Consider the following 18,057-nt stretch of genomic DNA (forward strand, 5'->3'; position numbering starts at 1 on the left):
GCCTTGAAGCGGGTGATTTTGAACTCGGCAATCTCGATATCATGGATTTTGCCCATATTATGGTTAAGACGCTCGACTTCCATCCAGGTAGAGTCCGGCGTCACCATGCGCCATGCCGCAAATCAGAATGCTGTCATCCGGGTAACCCAGTAAGGGTTTGACCAGATGCGGATATTCGGCCAAAGCTGCCTGGGGGCAGGTCGCTAAGCCATGGTCTATTGCGGTCAGCATGATGGACTGTAGAAACATGCCAAAATCCATAAAAGAGCCGGTCTGCATAATGCCATCCATAAAAAACAGCAGCATAACCGGCGCATCAAATGCCTGGTAATTAGCGGCCCATTGGGCTTGCCGGCGTGCTTTATCCTGACGTCCGATATTCAGGCTCTGATAAAGCTGAAAACCACAGGCCTGCCGCCGATCCAGATAGGGCGACTGCCATGTGGTCGGGTAATAGTTGTAATCGGGTTGCTGCTGCTCGCCATTTTCAAATGCATCGATGATTGTTGCCGACACGTTGTCTTTACTGGCACCGGTTAATACTGCTACCTGCCAGGGCTGAGTATTGGCACCGGAAGGGGCTTGGCGGGCAATATCAAGAATGTGAATGATCTGCTGAGGACTGACGGGTTTATCCAGAAAAGCGCGCACCGAATGGCGCTGTTTGATCGCTTCGCTGATATTCATCTGGGCAGCTGCTCCGACTCTTTAAGGCGAGACACAAACCATAACAAAATCAGGCAGAGGCCGACCAGCATGAGCTGCAGACCAGGTCGTCCCCACAACACCGCAATGGATAGTCCAAAGGTCAGGGTGATAAGCAGTATCACTTTTTTTTTCACCGCGCGGCGAATAGTGTGCGTTTTCTCCCACTGTGCCAGCGGCGGTCCAAACCATTTATGGTGCAACAGCATGCGATGAAACCGGGGGGAGCTTTCAGCAAAACAGGCCAGTGCCAGGATCAGAAAAGGCGTGGTCGGCAATAACGGCAAAACAGCACCTACCGCACCTGTCAGCACAAACAGCCAGCCCAGGCAAATTAACAGGTAATGCTTTATTTTAGTGCGCATTGTTCTGGTGGTCAGGCACGTGACATGAACTTGCCCGTCGCCGTGTTGATTCTGATGATTTCCCCATTTTCTATATATTCCGGTACCTGCACTTCCAGCCCAGTGGAGAGCGTGGCAGGTTTGGTTCTGGCTGCAGCGGTGGCACCTTTGATACCCGGTGTCGTCTCGACAATTTCCAGGCTGACGGCCGCCGGCAATTCTATCGCAACCAGTTGCTGCTCCAGTAATACGGCAACAATACTGTTTAGTCCCTCACTGATATAATCCAGTTCATTTTCGATGGCCTCGGCGTCAATAGCATATTGCTCGAAAGAGTCGTTATCCATAAACACATAACTGTTACCATCCTGATAGGAGTACTGCACCAGCTTGCGTTCGCAGTCGATGCCTTTCAGAAAATCTTCGCCTTTGAGCGATTCATCACGTTTTTGTTTATTTTTTAGATGATTAAATCGCACCTTATAAAGTGTCGCGGCACCACGAGAGGAAGGGTTACGGATTTCGATGTCTTTGACCACATAGGGTTCATTGGCCAGTTCAACTACCATCCCGCGTTTTAACTCACTCGCTTTCGGCATTTTTTGTTCTCTGCAGATGAAAAAAGGACATTATACCGAAGCAGATACCCGTGATACCTGGAAATGCGCGTATCAGAACCGATGTAAACAGTCAGAACCAGGTGCAAGCCTGCAGCGGATGGTACTTTCTTGGCAAAGTCTGGCTGTAACGCGACACCGGCTGTTTATAGGCATTTATGCAAGGTTAGACAATAAGTTACCCTCTTTTTTTATAACATTTTGCAAGAAAATCACTATTCCGGTGATGTTTTGCCGCAAATAGAGCAGCTTCTTGCCGCGCTGTATCGTGCATTTCCAGGTATCACGGGTATGAGGTGGTGTATCTGTGCGTACGATGTTATAAAGGCAACTTAAATTTTTAGCTGGGTCAAGTTCTTAAGGTGACTTGCCATGGATGAGTGGGACTTGGCAATTCAATGAGGACCTGCTCATGCTGCCATATATGTGCGGAAAACGTTTTCGCATTTCTATTCGCGCGACAGTCATTGCGTTTTTTCTGACGGCCACTATCATTACCGCTTCGGTGGCTATCAGTCTGCAATATTTCTTCAGCACCACTATGGCGACGGAATCGACATTGGCGGTGTATCAAAAAACAGCTGCAAGCACCCGTGATTATCTGTCTGTGGTCGATAGTCGTGCTGCCGCCGCAGCCAAAATCCTGTCTCAGTTCACCCGTTTTGTCGGCACCAGTGGAATATCTGAAGATTCACGCCAACTCTTTGCCGAAGCAATGCAGAATAATACGCTTTTTTATGCCATTTATATTGGGTTCGCCAATGGTGATTTTTATGAGCTGGTGAATCTGGATGCAGATAAGAATATCCGCAGACAGTTGCGTGCCAAAGCTGAGGATCGCTGGGTTGCGATCTCCGTTAAAGATGAAGGTGACAAGCGCCTGCGTCGTTTTGAGTTTTATGACGAAAATTTTCAGTTGCGCACCAGCCGCCATCATGCCACTGACTATGATCCGCGCAAACGCCCCTGGTTTATCGATGCCCAGCTGGGAGAAGTCAACAAAACAGCACCTTATTTGTTCCAGCACCTGCAGGAGCCCGGTGAGACATATTCGACGGTGGTCCCTGCCAATAAAGCGGTACTCGGCGTCGATATTACTCTGTCATCTTTGTCTGAATTTCTGCGTGCTCAGGATTTGAGCGAGGACAGTGAGGTTTATCTTTATCAGGATACCGGCGAAATCATTGCCTCCAATCAAAGAGCCAAAAGGCAGATGACGTTACCAGCGTCACCGCCATTGACCTTGACTGCTGAGCAGCAAAAGCTGGTGGATGATATTGAGTTCTTAACCATCTCTAATGAAATAGACTGGCCCCCCATTAACTTTGCTGCCTCAGGTCAGCCATTTGGTTATGCGGTTGATGTATTAAATTACATTTCTGAAATGACCGGGCTCGACATACGTTATATCAACGGCTTGAGCTGGAATGAACTGGCAGAGATGTTTGTCAGTAATGAACTAGATGTACTGCAGCCGGTATTTTTTGATGAGAGCAAGCAGGTGCTGGGGGAGTTAAGCCAACCGTTTCTGCAAGTGCCTTACGGTGTGGTGACCGCAAAAGGTAAAGATACGATCACTCATATCGAACAACTGGCGGGGAAAACCGTGGCTATTCCCAAGGGGTGGTCGCTGGCTAATCATCTTCAGGACAGTTTCCCGGAAATCAATATCGTTCGCGTCAATAATGTCAGAGCGATGTTCGATGCTGTCCGTAATGGTGAAGCGGATGCCGCCATTGATACAGGGCCTATTCTGAATTACACCGCACAGCAGTTCTTTATTGATGATGTGGTTATCAGCCAGCCTCTGAACTTCGGTGATACCAAGATGCCGACGCAGTTGCATTTTATGCTCAACAGATCGCGGCCGGGGCTGACCGAACTGTTTAATCTGGCGCTGGAAAATCTCGGTCCGGAACATAAACAAGCGTTGGCAGCTAAGTGGTTAAACAGCAACAGTCGCATGGTGCGGCAGCTGGGGGCTGTACCTTATGCCGAATTGATGAAAATGGCCCAGCAGCAGACACCTGAAGGGCTGGAAATTATTGAGATTAAAGGGCGTGATCACTTTGTATTTGCCACACCTTTTGGTGAACATAATGGCAATGGCAAGAAGGATTTCTTTGCCATTGTCACGCCGGTTGATACGGTACTGGCGCCCGGACTGGAAAAAGTCAAGACGTCGATCTGGTTGACCGTCGCCGCATTATTATTGTTGTTCCCGTTGTCCTGGTTGCTGGCCACACCGATAGTAAATCCTATCCGCAAACTGGCCGTGGACAGCGAAAAAATTACCCGGCGGCTTTACCAAGAGGTCGAAGAGGTTGAAACCAATATCGTTGAGGTCGGGGATCTGGCTGATTCGATGAGCAATATGTCACAAGCGATACAAAGTCACGAAAAGGCCCAGGAAGAACTGTTAGACGCCTTTATCAAAGTCATTGCTCAGGCGATCGATGATAAGTCTCCGCATACGGCAGGTCACTGTGAAAGGGTGCCGGAGCTGGCCTTTATGCTGGTCAAGGAAGCAGAAAAAACAACCGATGGCCCGTTCAGGGATTTTGCTTTCAAATCAGCAGAAGAATGGCGCGAGTTCCAGGTTGCTGCCTGGTTGCATGACTGCGGCAAGATCACCACGCCTGAACATATCATTGATAAAGGCACCAAGCTTGAAACGATATACAACCGTATTCATGAAGTACGTATGCGCTTTGAAGTCCTGTGGCGGGATGCTGAAATTGACTATCTGTTGCAAAAAGCGGAACCGGGTGCCAATGATGCCGCGCTGAGCAGGCAAAAAGGAGAAAAACAACAGCAACTGCGGGAAGACTTTGCCTTTATTGCCAATGCCAATGTCGGCGGCGAATTTATCAGCGAAGATGATGTGGCCCGTTTGCATGAGTTGGCAAAAATTACCTGGCAACGTCATTTTGATGATCAACTGGGCCTGTCATCCGGTGAAATCTCGCGTTTGCAGGAAGCCTCCGCGCCATTACCGGCAACCGAGCATTTGCTGGCCGATCGGCCGGAGCATCTTATTGAACGCATGCACGGTACAGACTTTGATCCCAAGTTTGGTATCAAGATGGAAGTGCCGGAATACCTATACAACCTGGGTGAATTGCATAATCTGGCTATTTCCCGCGGTACACTCAGCGCCGAAGACCGTTTCAAAATCAATGAACACATTATCAGCACCATTAAAATGCTGGAAAGTCTGCCCTTTCCTGAAGAGCTGCAACGTGTTCCGCGCTATGCCTCTACTCATCATGAAACTATGAAAGGAACCGGCTACCCGCGTAAGCTGACCGGCGATCAACTGTCGATTCCCGAACGTATCATGGTGCTGGCGGACATCTATGAAGCATTGACAGCTGCCGACCGTCCCTATAAAAAAGCCAAACCGGTCAGCGTGGCACTGGATATTCTCTACAGCATGGTGCAGAACGACCATATCGATGTTGAGGTGTTTGAGCTGTTCCTGACTTCGGGGGTATATCTGGATTACGCCAGACGTTTCCTGCCCGACACCCAGATTGACGAGATCGATATCAGTCGGTATTTGCGCAAAGCCGGTTAAGGCTGTTTGTTTATACCCGTGATACTTGGAAAGGCGCGTATTTCGGGGATATGTCTCTAACGGCGAATAAGCCTGGTAAATCAGCTAAAATGTCATCAGTAACGACACCACAATATAGAGCGCATGATGATTTACCCGAATAGGTCCAGCAGATCGCAGATTAGTGAGCAGGTGAAATAGATGGCTATCCAGTGGTATCCGGGCCATATGCATAAAGCCAGCAAGGAGATGAAAAAGATTCTGCCCCAGGTGGATCTGATCATCGAGGTACTGGATGCTCGCATTCCGTTCAGCAGTGAAAACCCGATGCTTGCTGAATTGCGCGGTGATAAACCCTGCATCAAGGTACTTAACAAGTTTGATCTGGCCGATCCGGAACTGACCGAAAAATGGCAGATTTATCTGGAGCAGCAAAAAGGCGTTAAAACCATCACGATGAACGCGCAGCAAACTGATCGTGTCAGTGATCTGCTGGAACTGTGTTTAAAGATGGTGCCGCACAAAGCGCAGAGTGTTAAAAATATTCAGACCATGATTATGGGGATCCCCAATGTAGGCAAATCGACGCTGATCAACAGTCTGGCGGGGCGCATGATTGCCAAAACCGGTAATGAACCGGCGATTACCAAAATGCAGCAACGTATCAAACTGGACAAAGGCATTGTTTTACATGACACACCGGGTGTGTTGTGGCCGAACCTGGAAAATCCGCACAGCGGTTATCGGCTGGCGGTAACCGGTGCCATCAAGGAAACCGCCATCGATAATGATGATATTGCGCTGTATGCCGTGGAATATCTGCTTCAAGCCTATCCTGCCTTGTTAACGCAGCGATATGATTTCAAGACACTGCCTGCTTCGGGGCTGGAAGCGCTGGAAGCCATTGGCAGCAAGCGCGGCTGTCTGCGTTCGGGCGGGCGAGTGGATCTGGATCGTGCTGCCAAAATATTACTGACCGAAATCAGATCAGGGACGCTGGGGCGTATCACTTTGGAAACCCCGGAGACGGTTGAAAAGGAATGGGCCGAGGTATTGATCGCCCGTGAAGAAAAAGCAGCCAAAAAGGCGGCACGCAAACAGAAAAAGCAAAATCAGCAGCAGTAATTCAGAACTGAATCTACTGATTTGAGACGGTAATGGTCTAAAGCCATCTCAAACCACCTTCTTCTGTAAACTGTACATCCCTGCACCACTGCCGGTCCCGCGTTCACTGCTTTTGAGACCATTTCTGCCCAGATTATGAAACATCTTGCTTTGCTGTGAGTCAATCAAATTAGGCTATTTGCTAATTCATATACACTTGGCATGATTGCCTGGTCAGGAGGACAAAAGTGAAAATTTTTATCTATGCAGCTATCGCGTTGTTGACCGCTTGCAGCGGTGTTTCATCTAACATTCAGTCCGCACCTGCCGGAGATATCCAGCTTAAACAGGTGGTGACCGGTGTTGAAACCTATATGGGAACAACGGTGCGCTGGGGCGGCAAGATCATCAGCATCAGCAACTATGAAACGTATTCAAGTTTGCAAATTGTTCAGTTTCCGTTGAACCGGTATGGACGGCCTATAGCTGACAGACACAGTCAGGGGCGTTTTATCAGTCAGAGCAAAAATTTCCTCGATCCGGAAATTTATCAGGAAGGGACGATGGTGACGTTTGTCGGTACGGTCAGTGCTGAAGAGACCATCAAAGTGGATCAGAAAACATTGACTCTGCCCGTAATTGATATCATCGACAGTCACCTCTGGATTGATAAATATTCAGGCACTAATAGGGAATACAACCCCAAACATGATGCGCCATTTGTCGGTTATGGTTACTACGGAACCGGTTATTATTCTCCCTGATTTTTATTGAAAAATGTACCGAAACAACCTGATACGCGCAGTTTCAGGTTGTTTCGGTATTTTGTCTGTGCTCAAGGAGGAACACGTATTTATCGGTCATCTATTTCTAAACGATAATGATTTGCATTTAGATTAAGTTGTGTTTATACTCATTCCCACACTTTGGAAAGTGAGGTGAGATATGAAAACAGCACAGCTAAATTTACAAGGACACCATAGTATTCATCTGGCTTTTGAGCAGGACAAGCTGGAAATGCTCATCCGGGAAGGCAAGCTGCATGCTGCCGATTTTAATTGCCTGGATAAAACCTCCAAGAAAACCGTATGGGGCTTGCTGCTGTCTGCAGCAGCCAGAACCATTCGCTCATGAACGCACCATTGAAGCAAGACAACTGGCAGCTGGAGTTGCTTCTGGCTGCCAACAGGCAACTGGAATTCCAATATCGCCAGCATCCGTCTGGTTGTCTGGCACTGCAGATCAGCCGCAACTACCGCTTATTACTGACCCATCAGGAACAGCCGCAAATCAAACAATATTGGCGGTCTTTATCCCAAATGTGGTGGCAACTTTATTGTGATGAGCGTGATCTCAACCAAGCCGATCGCTTGGGTTGGGAATTATTTAAACCCGTAAATGAATTATTTAAACTCGTAAATTAAGGATTAGAAATGACATCAACTGCCTGCCGTCCGCAAACGGTTTATGAATCAGCTTCTGTAGATATACAACACTGTCCTGACTGTCAAATGATTCATCTGACTATGGGGTCTATTACGATTCGTATGACAGAACATCACTTTACACAATTTGCACAGGACATCAGTAAAGGTTTGTTTGAGTTCAGTGCCAGCAGGGCGTCACAGCCGAGCCTACGCATGATGATGTAGCAAAAAAACAACAAAACAAATAATTTTGTTATAAAAGTGACGAAGCTTAATGATAATGATTCGTAATCTATATATAATCCATAATGCTTGTAATTTTGTAATCTAAAGATGGGGGAGTAAATAGTGAAATTTAAACGTACTCTGCTGGCGACCACGTTGATGACTGCCATGGCGGCAGCTCAGGCAGCAAGTCCCAGCAACGAAGAAATCTGGCAAATGCTGCAGGAAATGAAGCAGCAACTGAATGAAGTTAAAGAGCAAAACCAGGAACTGAAAGCTGAAAACCAGAACTTGAAGCAAAAGGTTGAAGAAACTGAAGTGACGGCACGCGAAGCCAGTGAAGCGGCGGAAGCTATGGCAGTCGCAACTGAGGAAGCGGTGAAAGCCGTAGCAAGTAAAGACTCCAAAACCTCAATCGGTGGTTATGGTGAACTGCATTACAACAACCTGGAAAACCAGGGCGATGCAGATGACAAAGATGAAATCGATTTCCATCGTTTTGTCTTGTTCTTTAATCATGAGTTCAATGACCGCCTGCGTTTCTTCTCGGAGCTGGAACTGGAACACTCTCTGGCCGGTGAAGGCAAAAACGGCGAAGTTGAGATCGAACAAGCCTTTATTCAATATGATCTGAACGACCGTCACCGCGTTAATGCGGGTCTCTTCCTGATGCCGGTCGGTCTGCTTAACGAAACGCATGAACCCCCCACGTTTTACGGTGTGGAACGTAATAATGTCGAGAAAAACATTATTCCGACCACCTGGTGGGAAGGTGGTGCAATGCTGAGCGGCGAGATTGCGCAAGGTTTCTCTTATGATGTGGCAGCAACCTCCGGCCTGAACACCAATAGCGGTAAAAAGTATGCGGTTCGCAACGGCCGCCAGAAAGTTTCCAATGCTGAAGCGGAAGATTTTGCTTATACTGCCCGTCTGAAATGGACCGGTATGCCGGGGGTAGAACTGAGCACTTCTCTGCAATATCAGGAAGATATCACGCAAAGCAATGACCCTGATGCCGGTAGCGCCACCTTGTGGGAAGCGCATGCAGCTATTCAAAAAGGTAACTTTGGCCTGCGCGCCTTGTACGCAACCTGGGATCTGGACGGCGACGGACCGGAATCTGTCGGTGCTGATGAACAAACTGGTTGGTATATCGAACCGTCTTACAAGTTGACCGACAGCATTGGTATCTTTACCCGATACAGCATGTGGGATAACCAGGCGGGGAACTCTACTGATACCGAATTCAACCAGTGGGATATCGGTTTGAACTGGTGGATTGATCCGCAAGTTGTCGTTAAAGTCGACTATCAGGACATGGATGCTGATAACAAAGACAAAGAATTTGATGGCTTCAACGTCGGTCTTGGCTATCAGTTCTGATTTGAGTTGATATGGGGGGACGTAACGGTGAATAACATCAAGCATTGGACAGTCAGCTTTGGCCTGATCGCTTTTTTGTTGTTCATCGTTACTATTCCTGCACAAGCTCGCGGTATCTACCAGACTACGGATGAATTTCTCAACGAGGTTTTTAACCAGCAAGTCCCTCAAAGCGATGTGGTCTGGTTAAAAGGGGAAGTGCGTGAGCGTGTGACCGAAATTTTGGGTCACAGCTATGCCGGTTTACGGATCCGTTACTGGCATAATAATGATCGCAGCGCCTGGATTCTGGAAGAGATCGGTAAAGAAGAGCCGATCACCTTCGGCATAGTAATACATCAAAATAAAGTCGAGCAGGTTAAGGTGCTGGCTTATCGTGAAAGTCGCGGTTGGGAAGTTCGCCATCCCGCATTTACCCGGCAATTCAGCGATGCCAAACTGGAAAATAACGGGCTGGATCGGAATATTGATGGTATTACCGGTGCAACTTTATCTGTCAGGGCTATGACTGCCGTCGTGACACTGGCATTATATCTGGATGAATTTATCAGCAATCAGAGTTAAAAAATGAACCGCAGAATGCAAAGTCTGCACCGCAGTATGGGAGTAGTGGTCGCTATTTTTCTGCTGTTGTTTGCCGTAACTGGCGTGATCCTCAATCACTCCAATCAATTCAAACTTGACCAGCGTTACCTTAACTGGAACTGGCTTATGGCGCATTACGGTATCGGAGACGTCGAACCTGATGCCGCCTACCTGCTGGATAACAAGATCATTTCCCAGTTCGATACCCAGCTATTTGTTGACGCCAGGCCGGTCACCCATATTCATCGTCCGCTTCTGGGCGGTATTACCCTCGAAGACTTGATTGTGCTGGCGACCGATGATGAGCTTATTCTGCTCACCCGGGAAGGTGACTTTGTTGAACGAATGGGCGGTGAAGCCGGCATACCGGGTAGTATCCAGAATATCGGCATGCATCATGGTGAGCCGGTCATTCAGACGCACAATGGCATGTGGCGCAGCAACTTTATGCTGGATGTCTGGGAACCGATTTCATTGCTGGGCGTCACATGGAGTGTAAGCCATCCTATGCCGGAGTCTGTGGCAGCTGATTTGCAGCAATATTTCTACGGTCAGGGTGTGTCTGTTGAGCAAGTACTGATCGATATTCACAACGGCCGTATTTTGGGCAATATCGGTGTTTGGCTGGTAGATATTCTGGGCATTCTGCTGGTGGTGTTAGCGTTTACTGGTTTGTGGATGTGGGGCAGGCGACTCAAATGATGATTTGTGTCATGATGCATTGAACGAGGAGTGGAGACTGACAATGAGACAGGCAGATTTTCCTTATTTGCCGAAGGATTTCATCCAGACAGAGGACGGTCTCATTTTTGCTGTAGTCAGTTATCATCCCCATCAACAAAAAGTCGGTTGTTTTCTTCGTTATGCCGCCGCTGGCGGTGACAACTGGCAGAAAGTCGATACGGCCCAGGCCAACCGCCTGCTTGCTCGCCATTATCCCCAATACCTTTTCAAGTCCAAGCAGTTCGACGCGGAATTTCATGCCGTCAATGTGCGCGATATTGTCCGTCACTACCGGCCGGAAGACCGCCTCAAAGCCTTGTTGGCTGCGCAGCCAAAAGATGAAATTGAACAAAAATTGCACAAACTTATTACTATTTTGGTGCAGTCTGGCGTAGATTGTAACTTTTTGGGGCTAACGGGCTCCATGCTCATCGGTCAGCAAAAGGCAGGTTCGGATATTGATTTGGTGGTGTATGGTCGTAAAGCTTTTCATCAAATCCGCGATGTGGTGAGGCAGGCCGTAGTTTCTGGCCTGATTGATGAGTTAGATATTGCATTGATGCGGGACAATTTCCATCGTCGTGGCGGTGAGCTGAATTTTGAGGAATTTGCCTGGCACGAATCTCGCAAATTCAACAAAGCAGCAATTGATGGCACCAAGTTTGATATTGGCATGGTCTGTCTGCCTACCGAGCTGGATCACGATCACCACCACTATATTAAGCAGGGAATCGCCACTGTCAAAGCCATGGTTCTGGATGATCATCGCGCTTTTGATTTTCCTGCCCGTTATCTGATTGACAACGAAATGACACCCGAAGTGGTGTCGTTTACACATACTTACGTCGGGCAGGCGCAGACAGGAGAAATGATAGAAGTATCCGGTGCCGTCGAGTGCGATTCTGCATCCGGTCAACGCAGATTGGTTGTGGGATCAACGCGAGAAGCAATTGGTGAATACATAAAGGTGTGTAGATAATTATGAGTGAAATGGAAAAACCCGCCAAGGCGGATATCGGCCTGATTGGTCTGGCAGTTATGGGCCAGAACCTGGTGTTAAACATGAATGACAAAGGCTTTACTGTCGCGGTATTCAACCGTACTACCAGTAAAATCGATGAGTTTATGACTGGCCCCGCCAAAGGTACCAACATCATTGGATGTCATGATCTGCAGACATTTATGGACAGCCTGAAGGTGCCTCGCCGTGTGATGTTAATGGTCAAAGCCGGTCCGGTGGTGGACGCCCTTATCGAGCAACTGGTTCCTTATCTGGATAAAGGCGATATCATCATTGATGGCGGTAACTCGCTGTTCAATGATAGTGACCGCCGTACTTATGAACTGCACCAACAAGGCATTTTGTTTATTGGCAGTGGCGTCTCCGGTGGCGAGGAGGGAGCCCGCCACGGCCCTTCGTTAATGCCTGGCGGTAATCATGCCGCCTGGCATTCAGTTAAACCCATTTTCCAGTCGATTGCCGCCCATGTTGATCATGAACCCTGCTGTGACTGGGTGGGCAATGACGGCGCCGGCCATTATGTGAAAATGGTGCATAACGGCATTGAATATGGTGATATGCAGCTTATCTGCGAAGCCTACCAGATGATGCGTGAAGGACTGGGTATGCGTGGTGATGAAATCCAGAAAGTCTTTGCCGAGTGGAATGAAGGCGTGCTGGACTCCTACCTTATCGAAATCACGCGTGACATTCTTGCCGTGCGTGATGAAGAAGACGGCGAACTGCTGATTGACCATATTCTGGATACTGCAGGGCAGAAAGGCACCGGTAAATGGACCGGCATGAATGCTCTGGATCTGGGCATTCCGCTGACCTTGATTGGAGAAGCAGTGTTTGCACGTTGTTTGTCGGCACGTAAAGACGAACGGGTGCGGGCATCAAAAGTACTGCCGCAACTGGCTGCCACGTTTGAAGGCGACAAAACCGAGATGGTCAACGCCATCCGTGATGCTTTGTATGCGTCCAAGATTATTTCCTATGCGCAGGGTTATATGCTGATGCGGGAAGCAGCCGAAACCTATGGCTGGGAGCTGAATTACGGCGGTATCGCGCTGATGTGGCGCGGTGGCTGTATTATCCGCAGTCAGTTTCTCAGCAAGATCCGTGATGCCTTTGATCTGAATCCTGAGCTGGAAAATCTGCTGCTTGATGATTTCTTTATCGAAGCGATTACAAAAGCCTTGCCAGGCTGGCGCAAAGCCGTAGGTACGGCAGTAGCGCTCGGTGTGCCGGTACCGACTTTCAGCAGTGCCTTGTCATTTTATGATGGCTACCGTAGCGAGCGTCTGCCTGCCAACCTGTTGCAGGCACAGCGGGATTACTTCGGGGCGCATACCTATGAACGCACCGACAAGCCGCGTGGCGAGTTTTTTCACACCAATTGGACTGGCCGCGGCGGTGATGTGGCCGCATCGACTTATGATGTCTAAAAGCACAGTTTTGGTTTTGTAACGAGAAAGGCGGTCAATGGCCGCCCTTATCGTATCAGGACTGAGGGGTTGCCGCTGACTGGGCCAGCCGGGTTTTGCGGCTTAACATGACCAATTGGTTGGGTTCGCCAACAATAAAGATATTGCCGTCTTTATCGACGGTCACGCCTTCGGGTTGTTCCATCAGCGGCCACAGCTTCAATAAACCGGTACGCAGTGATAGGCGTGACAAGGGGTTACCGTTTAGATCCAAGGCATGCAGGCTGTGGGATGCTTCGCTCAAGACCAGCAGCATGTCCTGATCGCCATGCAGCATACTGATACCGGCATAGTCAGAGACATCAAGAGACTTTGAACGAACCAGGGGCTGCAAATCCTTGGCAGGTTCGGCATCATGCATCATATGATGTATCAGCCTTGGCGGGTATTCCTGTAATACAAAAAAACCATAGGCCGGTGACCACGCTACACCTTCGAAGCCGGTATTCTCATTACTGGCCCGGTCCAGGGGCAGAACTTGAGCATTTTGGTAATGCACCACGCTGATATCAGCGTTCAGATAAAAAAACACCAGCCGCCGTCTTCTTTCCTCCGACACCACAAACAGGTTGTTGCCAAGATAATCGATACTTTCGGTATCGACAAATCCCTGTAAGTCGATGGTGCGAACCACTTTACCCTGTTTGGTCATTTCGATGATTTTTTCCGGGTTGTTCAATACAGCATATAAATGATCAGATTCAGGGTGATAGGCAAGTCCCGATAAATTATCATCGATGCTTTCTATCGTGATCGGCGTACCTACCTCATAGTGGTATTCGAGATCCCACAGCGGTGCCTGTTGCGTTGCCGCTGCCTGAGTCAGCGTTAACTTCAACAGCAAGACAGGTATTGTCAGCAACATGATGAATAGAGCCAGCCGGTGTGTCGGGCCATACGAAGCTTTTCTAAACATGGGATCTCCCGCTTGTTAGAGAGAATATGAAATGAAGTATGTTTTGGGCTTATTTAGACAAAAAAGCATGACAAGGTGATGACAGGTCTGTGATAAAAAACGGTAAAAAGTGCCCTGGTTCACAACCGACAGGAAAAAAGGTTCATCGCGATATGATCAGCCTCTAGGAGCACCCCATGAATAAATCCTGCAGCACCTTGGTTAAGAAGCGCTTTTGCCCTTTTCCTGCAACACGGTTTTGCAGTAGTGAATCACGATAATCGAGGCACCAAGCAGCAAAATGGCGGCGGTAATACCCAGAATGCGCCAGGCGATATTCTTCATATCCAGAATCAGATAACGTGCCAGCGCCACAATAGCGATATAAAGCGGTATCTTGATCGGCAGTTCGCCCGACTCGTAATACACCGCCACCATGGTCAGCACTTCCAGATAGATAAACAGTTCCTATATAGTGTTGGGTGGATTTTATGGTCGTGCCTTGCCTTTCTCACTGGCTTCGTGAATCTCGCTCAACCTGCCGGTATTAACATCGTAGATAAACCCGTAGATAGGAATATCATCCGGCACCAGCGGGTGATGGCGGATTCTTGCCACATCCTCGATGACACTTTTTCTGTCATCCGCGATGGTGAGCCAGTCAATATAATTAGCTTCGGTCGAACCTGCGCCTTTGCCTGAGTCATGCCAGCCGGTGGCATCCACTGTGGCTGTTTTCAAACTGCTGGCAAGCAACTTACGCATGATGTCATCGGTGAAGGTTTCCATACCACAATCGGTATGATGGATCACAAACCATTCGCGGGTACCGAGCAGTTTGTAGGAAATCACCAGCGAACGGATTGCATCATCACTGGCCCGGCCACCGGCATTGCGGATCACATGGGCATCGCCTTCTGCGAACCCTGCGAACTTGGCAGGATCAAGCCGCGCATCCATACAGGTGAGAATGGAAAATTGTCTGCCGGGAGGCATTGGCAACCGCGCTTTATCACCAAAATCAGCCGCGTAATGGCCGTTGGCAGCCATTACTTCATTAATAATATCACTCATGGCTATGCTCCTTTTCTCGCTCACCGCATTGTGAACTGAAAAAGAATCACCGTTGCGGTGACAGAGAGCTAACAGGATTTCTCAGTTGTCAGTGACATGGAGTATAGACAACAAAAACGGCAAGAATGTTATGACACGGAAATAAGGTTAATGGTCTTTCTGGTTCACCCAGTCTTCGGCTAACGCCAGTTGATTGGCATTAAAGTGCTGGATTTTGGCAGCCACAAAATGAGACGCGATATTTTCAGCAAACTCACCGGCCAGAGAATCAGTAACAATAGCGACTTTTTTGATTTTACGGTGATGATCACGAACAAAACGAAAATGCTGAATCGCTGCATTCAGGTCTTCCCAGCCGGGAAACTTCTCAGTCTCAATAATCAATCCCGCCAGGCCGCCTGATTGTTCGATATACGGATCAACCTCGGCGGTTAACTGTTCAAAGTCCGCTTTGCTTAACGGTCCTTTGGGGTAAATATACACGATAGCCGTGTTTTGATTCAGAGTGTAGTGGAGCATAGATATCCCTCCCCCTAAACATTGGTTTTGAGATGGGAAATGGAAGGAGATACCGTTAATAATACCTGATTTTCAGGTTAATTTGCCGGGAGCCGGGCCAGGGCTAATCTCCATAAATCAGCACGGCATCGGGCGGCACATGATGCCTGAGTTGATGGCAATCACCTGGCGGTGGTTGCTGACCTGCCGGTCGGTCCGGATACCAGATACGGCACTCGCCGGGAGGCGGCCGGTGTCCTTCAGGAATGGAATGTGAATAACCGTATCTGTCGGCGCTAAATAATGCGTGTGAAGCACAACCCGTCAACGTCAGGGGTAACAACAACAGCCATAACAGGCGAACTGATTTTTTGATGTGAATAAGTGGCATGTTTGGCTCCGTGAATAAACTGTGTTGGTATGCTACAGCAAAGAAATCACGCTTGTCTGTGTGATTATCGGCAATACTAAAAAGAAATCAAAGGGCCTTGCCGTGAATCGAGAACGGTCATGCCGACCCCTTCGGCTACGCTCAGGGCAAGGCTCCGCGGAGGCATCTGGAAATGTTCCGAAATTCGTGGGTATCCCTCAGGTCGTAACATTTGATTCCTAAGCCTTTTTTTGTAACACGGTTAAGTCAATATCTTTGGCTTTAAGCTTGCCGGCATTATTATCGACGGGATAAAGCTTTTTATGACCTATCGGTTGATAGCCGCGTTTGATATAAAAATCGATCAGGGTTTGATTGGGCGTGACTACGGACACCTGAAATCGCTGGCAGCAGTTTTTCGCATGATTTTCTGCATAAGCTAATAACTGCTTACCGATGCCCATTCCATGCTTTTCCTGCTTAATAGCAAAAGTGCCGAATTCAGCGATTGTGTTCCTATAACAAATAGAGATGCAGCCAATCAATTTATCCTGCTCATGGCAGACAATAAAATCACATTGACTATCATTAATCAGGTCTGTGAGAGCCTCAACGGAGATACGATCACCCGCTACCAAATGGGCTTCCGTTGTCCAGCGATGGTCACCACCTGTTCCCCGATAAGCCTCATTAATCAGTGCGACAATGGCCGGAAGATCATCGTCATTTTGTTTCAAGGAATAAAGCATCTGTTCAGACAGCAGATTAGTACATTGACGTAGTCAGTGGTGACGCCAGCCATATCAGCGGGTAGTTTTTCGTTTTAAGTGTTCCGGCCACTTTAAACCGGGTTTCATAGACATTAATCTTTGGTATTCGATTGGAAATTGTCATTGCCAGGCGCAGCCGCGGGAATCCAGAGATTTACTTTCGCATAAATGCGAGTCAAGGGCACTCATCGCGCTATTTACACTATTCGCTTCGTATAACTCTCCGTCTCGATATCTACAGCTTCTACAGTGATAACAACGGCGGATAAACCTGTATCAGCCAAGCGCTCGATGATTGTCGAAGACAGCATTTTTTTCTGGGCGACAGTTCTGCCTTGGTGCAGGCGAACTGTGACATGGATAAAGTTTGATTGTTCTGCGCCTACCTGAAAATAATCGTAAGCAACCGCACGCGTCTTGATATGCGAGGCTTCAAACAACTCAGAAGCTAAAGCACCTTGATGCACGGCATTGACCAATGCCGGTGGTGTCAGCTGAGATTCCAGATCTTTTGAAAATTCGATAATGCAATGTGGCAAGGTTATGTCCTTAAAAATTCGGTTAAGCGGGTCTTAGGTTTGAAATCAACGTTAGAAATAAATTTGCCCCCTTAAGGGACTCCGTGGAAAGCAGGCCTTCCCTCACCTTACGGAGCGTAGTTTCCAGTTTCACCCCCACATAATATCTGTTTGATTTGGTTGTAAGATACCGTTCTTCTCCCACTTGTAAATACGCATTGGCGGTATATTCAGAAGCTCTATCCTAATTTGCTCTGAGCCTAGATAGGGCCGGCACAGGGATACGATTCGCTTGCTCACCTGGTAGGCCACGAAACGACCGTTTGGTGCGAGCAGAGACGAAATCGCCTCAATAACTTGAGAGCCTTCACGATGCAGCATAGTTGAAAATGGAATACCAGAAATAACTGCCTCAGGCGCGCCTAGTCCATACATTGAAATGATTTCATTCAGTTCACATGCGCTGCCCAGGTGTGCAATGAGACGATCATCCTCAATGCCGCTAACAAAGGCATGGAATCGCGGATTAATTTCTATGCTTAGGAGCTTAGCGTCTTGCGGCATCATACGCAGTATCGCTCGAGTTGTATTTCCTATACCGGCGCCCAACTCCACCACAAATTTAGCCGAACCGATGGCTGCGGCCTCCTGAATGCGCTGTTCAAGGAAATGAGAGCTGGGAATGATCGAACCAATCTGAAGGGGATGTTTCAGAAATTCCTGAAAGAAAGCGAATCGTCCATTTAGCCGGGAATTGCCTGGTTTCATGT

22 protein-coding genes are annotated in these 18,057 nt (G+C 48.2%); 11 read left to right on the forward strand and 11 right to left on the reverse strand.

Translation table 11 applies throughout. The features are described from left to right. Nucleotides 1-63: 63 nt before the first annotated feature. Genes OMP95_RS06105 through yeiP form a run of 3 tightly spaced genes read right to left on the reverse strand, consistent with a single transcriptional unit; the run spans nt 64 to nt 1,648 of the window. On the reverse strand, nt 64-687 hold the full coding sequence (locus OMP95_RS06105; RefSeq protein ID WP_266327017.1) for a nitroreductase: 624 nt from the start codon (nt 685-687) through the stop codon (nt 64-66). Continuing rightward, nucleotides 684-1,070, reverse strand: coding sequence for a YbaN family protein (locus OMP95_RS06110; protein WP_266327019.1), 387 nt, complete (start codon nt 1,068-1,070; stop codon nt 684-686). Before OMP95_RS06110 ends, OMP95_RS06105 begins: the two co-directional genes overlap by 4 nt. A gap of 11 nt (nt 1,071-1,081) precedes the next feature. After that, a complete protein-coding gene (yeiP, locus tag OMP95_RS06115; protein ID WP_266327021.1) occupies nt 1,082-1,648 on the reverse strand; it encodes an elongation factor P-like protein YeiP in 567 nt (188 codons plus the stop codon). A gap of 430 nt (nt 1,649-2,078) precedes the next feature. On the opposite strand from yeiP, the gene OMP95_RS06120 reads away from it, so the two are divergent. The 11 genes from OMP95_RS06120 to gnd all read left to right on the forward strand — a co-directional run bounded on the left by OMP95_RS06120 (nt 2,079) and on the right by gnd (nt 13,123). Next, nucleotides 2,079-5,246: an HD domain-containing phosphohydrolase gene (locus tag OMP95_RS06120; RefSeq protein WP_266327023.1), complete on the forward strand. Its 3,168-nt coding sequence runs from the start codon at nt 2,079-2,081 to the stop codon at nt 5,244-5,246. A 180-nt stretch (nt 5,247-5,426) separates the two neighbouring features. Then, nucleotides 5,427-6,350, forward strand: coding sequence for a ribosome biogenesis GTPase YlqF (gene ylqF, locus OMP95_RS06125; RefSeq protein WP_266327025.1), 924 nt, complete (start codon nt 5,427-5,429; stop codon nt 6,348-6,350). A gap of 227 nt (nt 6,351-6,577) precedes the next feature. Then, a complete protein-coding gene (locus OMP95_RS06130; RefSeq protein ID WP_266327027.1) occupies nt 6,578-7,093 on the forward strand; it encodes a Slp family lipoprotein in 516 nt (171 codons plus the stop codon). A gap of 181 nt (nt 7,094-7,274) precedes the next feature. Further along, complete coding sequence (locus tag OMP95_RS06135) at nt 7,275-7,463, forward strand: hypothetical protein (protein WP_266327029.1); 189 nt, start codon at nt 7,275-7,277, stop codon at nt 7,461-7,463. Beyond that, nucleotides 7,460-7,753 carry a hypothetical protein gene (locus OMP95_RS06140; protein WP_266327031.1) on the forward strand — a complete coding sequence of 98 codons (294 nt, stop codon included), beginning with the start codon at nt 7,460-7,462 and terminating at the stop codon, nt 7,751-7,753. Before OMP95_RS06135 ends, OMP95_RS06140 begins: the two co-directional genes overlap by 4 nt. A gap of 9 nt (nt 7,754-7,762) precedes the next feature. Next, nucleotides 7,763-7,981 (forward strand): hypothetical protein, encoded by a 219-nt coding sequence (locus OMP95_RS06145; RefSeq protein WP_266327033.1) that lies wholly within the window; start codon nt 7,763-7,765, stop codon nt 7,979-7,981. A gap of 123 nt (nt 7,982-8,104) precedes the next feature. Next, entirely contained in the window at nt 8,105-9,364 is a 1,260-nt protein-coding gene (locus OMP95_RS06150) for a porin (RefSeq protein WP_266327034.1), read from the forward strand. 27 nt (nt 9,365-9,391) lie between these two features. Beyond that, nucleotides 9,392-9,928, forward strand: a complete 537-nt coding sequence (locus tag OMP95_RS06155) for an FMN-binding protein (RefSeq protein ID WP_266327035.1) — start codon at nt 9,392-9,394, stop codon at nt 9,926-9,928. A gap of 3 nt (nt 9,929-9,931) precedes the next feature. After that, a complete protein-coding gene (locus OMP95_RS06160; protein ID WP_266327037.1) occupies nt 9,932-10,651 on the forward strand; it encodes a PepSY-associated TM helix domain-containing protein in 720 nt (239 codons plus the stop codon). 43 nt (nt 10,652-10,694) lie between these two features. Then, nucleotides 10,695-11,651 carry a hypothetical protein gene (locus OMP95_RS06165; RefSeq protein WP_266327039.1) on the forward strand — a complete coding sequence of 319 codons (957 nt, stop codon included), beginning with the start codon at nt 10,695-10,697 and terminating at the stop codon, nt 11,649-11,651. 2 nt (nt 11,652-11,653) lie between these two features. Further along, nucleotides 11,654-13,123 carry a decarboxylating NADP(+)-dependent phosphogluconate dehydrogenase gene (gene gnd / locus OMP95_RS06170; protein ID WP_266327041.1) on the forward strand — a complete coding sequence of 490 codons (1,470 nt, stop codon included), beginning with the start codon at nt 11,654-11,656 and terminating at the stop codon, nt 13,121-13,123. Between the two features lie 55 nt (nt 13,124-13,178). Here gnd and OMP95_RS06175 read toward each other — a convergent pair whose 3' ends face one another. The 8 genes from OMP95_RS06175 to OMP95_RS06210 all read right to left on the reverse strand — a co-directional run bounded on the left by OMP95_RS06175 (nt 13,179) and on the right by OMP95_RS06210 (nt 18,055). Further along, a complete protein-coding gene (locus OMP95_RS06175) occupies nt 13,179-14,078 on the reverse strand; it encodes an SdiA-regulated domain-containing protein (protein WP_266327043.1) in 900 nt (299 codons plus the stop codon). Nucleotides 14,079-14,279: 201 nt separating this feature from the next. Next, the gene (locus tag OMP95_RS06180; protein WP_416234633.1) at nt 14,280-14,495 is read right to left on the reverse strand and encodes a phosphate-starvation-inducible PsiE family protein; all 216 of its coding nucleotides are present in this window, start codon (nt 14,493-14,495) and stop codon (nt 14,280-14,282) included. Nucleotides 14,496-14,546: 51 nt separating this feature from the next. After that, complete coding sequence (locus OMP95_RS06185) at nt 14,547-15,131, reverse strand: beta-class carbonic anhydrase (RefSeq protein ID WP_266327045.1); 585 nt, start codon at nt 15,129-15,131, stop codon at nt 14,547-14,549. A gap of 147 nt (nt 15,132-15,278) precedes the next feature. Further along, complete coding sequence (locus OMP95_RS06190) at nt 15,279-15,650, reverse strand: STAS/SEC14 domain-containing protein (RefSeq protein ID WP_266327047.1); 372 nt, start codon at nt 15,648-15,650, stop codon at nt 15,279-15,281. A 103-nt stretch (nt 15,651-15,753) separates the two neighbouring features. Continuing rightward, nucleotides 15,754-16,020, reverse strand: coding sequence for a hypothetical protein (locus tag OMP95_RS06195; protein ID WP_266327049.1), 267 nt, complete (start codon nt 16,018-16,020; stop codon nt 15,754-15,756). Between the two features lie 218 nt (nt 16,021-16,238). After that, nucleotides 16,239-16,736: a GNAT family N-acetyltransferase gene (locus OMP95_RS06200; protein WP_266327051.1), complete on the reverse strand. Its 498-nt coding sequence runs from the start codon at nt 16,734-16,736 to the stop codon at nt 16,239-16,241. A gap of 230 nt (nt 16,737-16,966) precedes the next feature. After that, the gene (locus OMP95_RS06205) at nt 16,967-17,308 is read right to left on the reverse strand and encodes a 5-carboxymethyl-2-hydroxymuconate Delta-isomerase (protein WP_266327053.1); all 342 of its coding nucleotides are present in this window, start codon (nt 17,306-17,308) and stop codon (nt 16,967-16,969) included. Nucleotides 17,309-17,437: 129 nt separating this feature from the next. Then, complete coding sequence (locus OMP95_RS06210; RefSeq protein WP_266327055.1) at nt 17,438-18,055, reverse strand: class I SAM-dependent methyltransferase; 618 nt, start codon at nt 18,053-18,055, stop codon at nt 17,438-17,440. Nucleotides 18,056-18,057 lie beyond the last annotated feature (2 nt).

This window comes from Methylophaga sp. OBS4, assembly GCF_026319305.1.
Lineage (GTDB): Bacteria > Pseudomonadota > Gammaproteobacteria > Nitrosococcales > Methylophagaceae > Methylophaga.

Bases quoted from the DNA above. Each gene is read 5' to 3' on its own strand.
- OMP95_RS06165 (WP_266327039.1), top strand. From the start codon at position 10,695: ATGAGACAGGCAGATTTTCCTTATTTGCCGAAGGATTTCATCCAGACA.
- OMP95_RS06185 (WP_266327045.1), bottom strand. From the start codon at position 15,131: ATGAGTGATATTATTAATGAAGTAATGGCTGCCAACGGCCATTACGCG.
- ylqF (WP_266327025.1), top strand. From the start codon at position 5,427: ATGGCTATCCAGTGGTATCCGGGCCATATGCATAAAGCCAGCAAGGAG.
- OMP95_RS06120 (WP_266327023.1), top strand. From the start codon at position 2,079: ATGCTGCCATATATGTGCGGAAAACGTTTTCGCATTTCTATTCGCGCG.
- OMP95_RS06190 (WP_266327047.1), bottom strand. From the start codon at position 15,650: ATGCTCCACTACACTCTGAATCAAAACACGGCTATCGTGTATATTTAC.
- OMP95_RS06135 (WP_266327029.1), top strand. From the start codon at position 7,275: ATGAAAACAGCACAGCTAAATTTACAAGGACACCATAGTATTCATCTG.
- OMP95_RS06105 (WP_266327017.1), bottom strand. From the start codon at position 687: ATGAATATCAGCGAAGCGATCAAACAGCGCCATTCGGTGCGCGCTTTT.
- OMP95_RS06175 (WP_266327043.1), bottom strand. From the start codon at position 14,078: ATGTTTAGAAAAGCTTCGTATGGCCCGACACACCGGCTGGCTCTATTC.
- OMP95_RS06160 (WP_266327037.1), top strand. From the start codon at position 9,932: ATGAACCGCAGAATGCAAAGTCTGCACCGCAGTATGGGAGTAGTGGTC.
- OMP95_RS06145 (WP_266327033.1), top strand. From the start codon at position 7,763: ATGACATCAACTGCCTGCCGTCCGCAAACGGTTTATGAATCAGCTTCT.
- OMP95_RS06140 (WP_266327031.1), top strand. From the start codon at position 7,460: ATGAACGCACCATTGAAGCAAGACAACTGGCAGCTGGAGTTGCTTCTG.
- OMP95_RS06180 (WP_416234633.1), bottom strand. From the start codon at position 14,495: ATGGTGGCGGTGTATTACGAGTCGGGCGAACTGCCGATCAAGATACCG.
- yeiP (WP_266327021.1), bottom strand. From the start codon at position 1,648: ATGCCGAAAGCGAGTGAGTTAAAACGCGGGATGGTAGTTGAACTGGCC.
- gnd (WP_266327041.1), top strand. From the start codon at position 11,654: ATGAGTGAAATGGAAAAACCCGCCAAGGCGGATATCGGCCTGATTGGT.
- OMP95_RS06110 (WP_266327019.1), bottom strand. From the start codon at position 1,070: ATGCGCACTAAAATAAAGCATTACCTGTTAATTTGCCTGGGCTGGCTG.
- OMP95_RS06195 (WP_266327049.1), bottom strand. From the start codon at position 16,020: ATGCCACTTATTCACATCAAAAAATCAGTTCGCCTGTTATGGCTGTTG.
- OMP95_RS06210 (WP_266327055.1), bottom strand. From the start codon at position 18,055: ATGAAACCAGGCAATTCCCGGCTAAATGGACGATTCGCTTTCTTTCAG.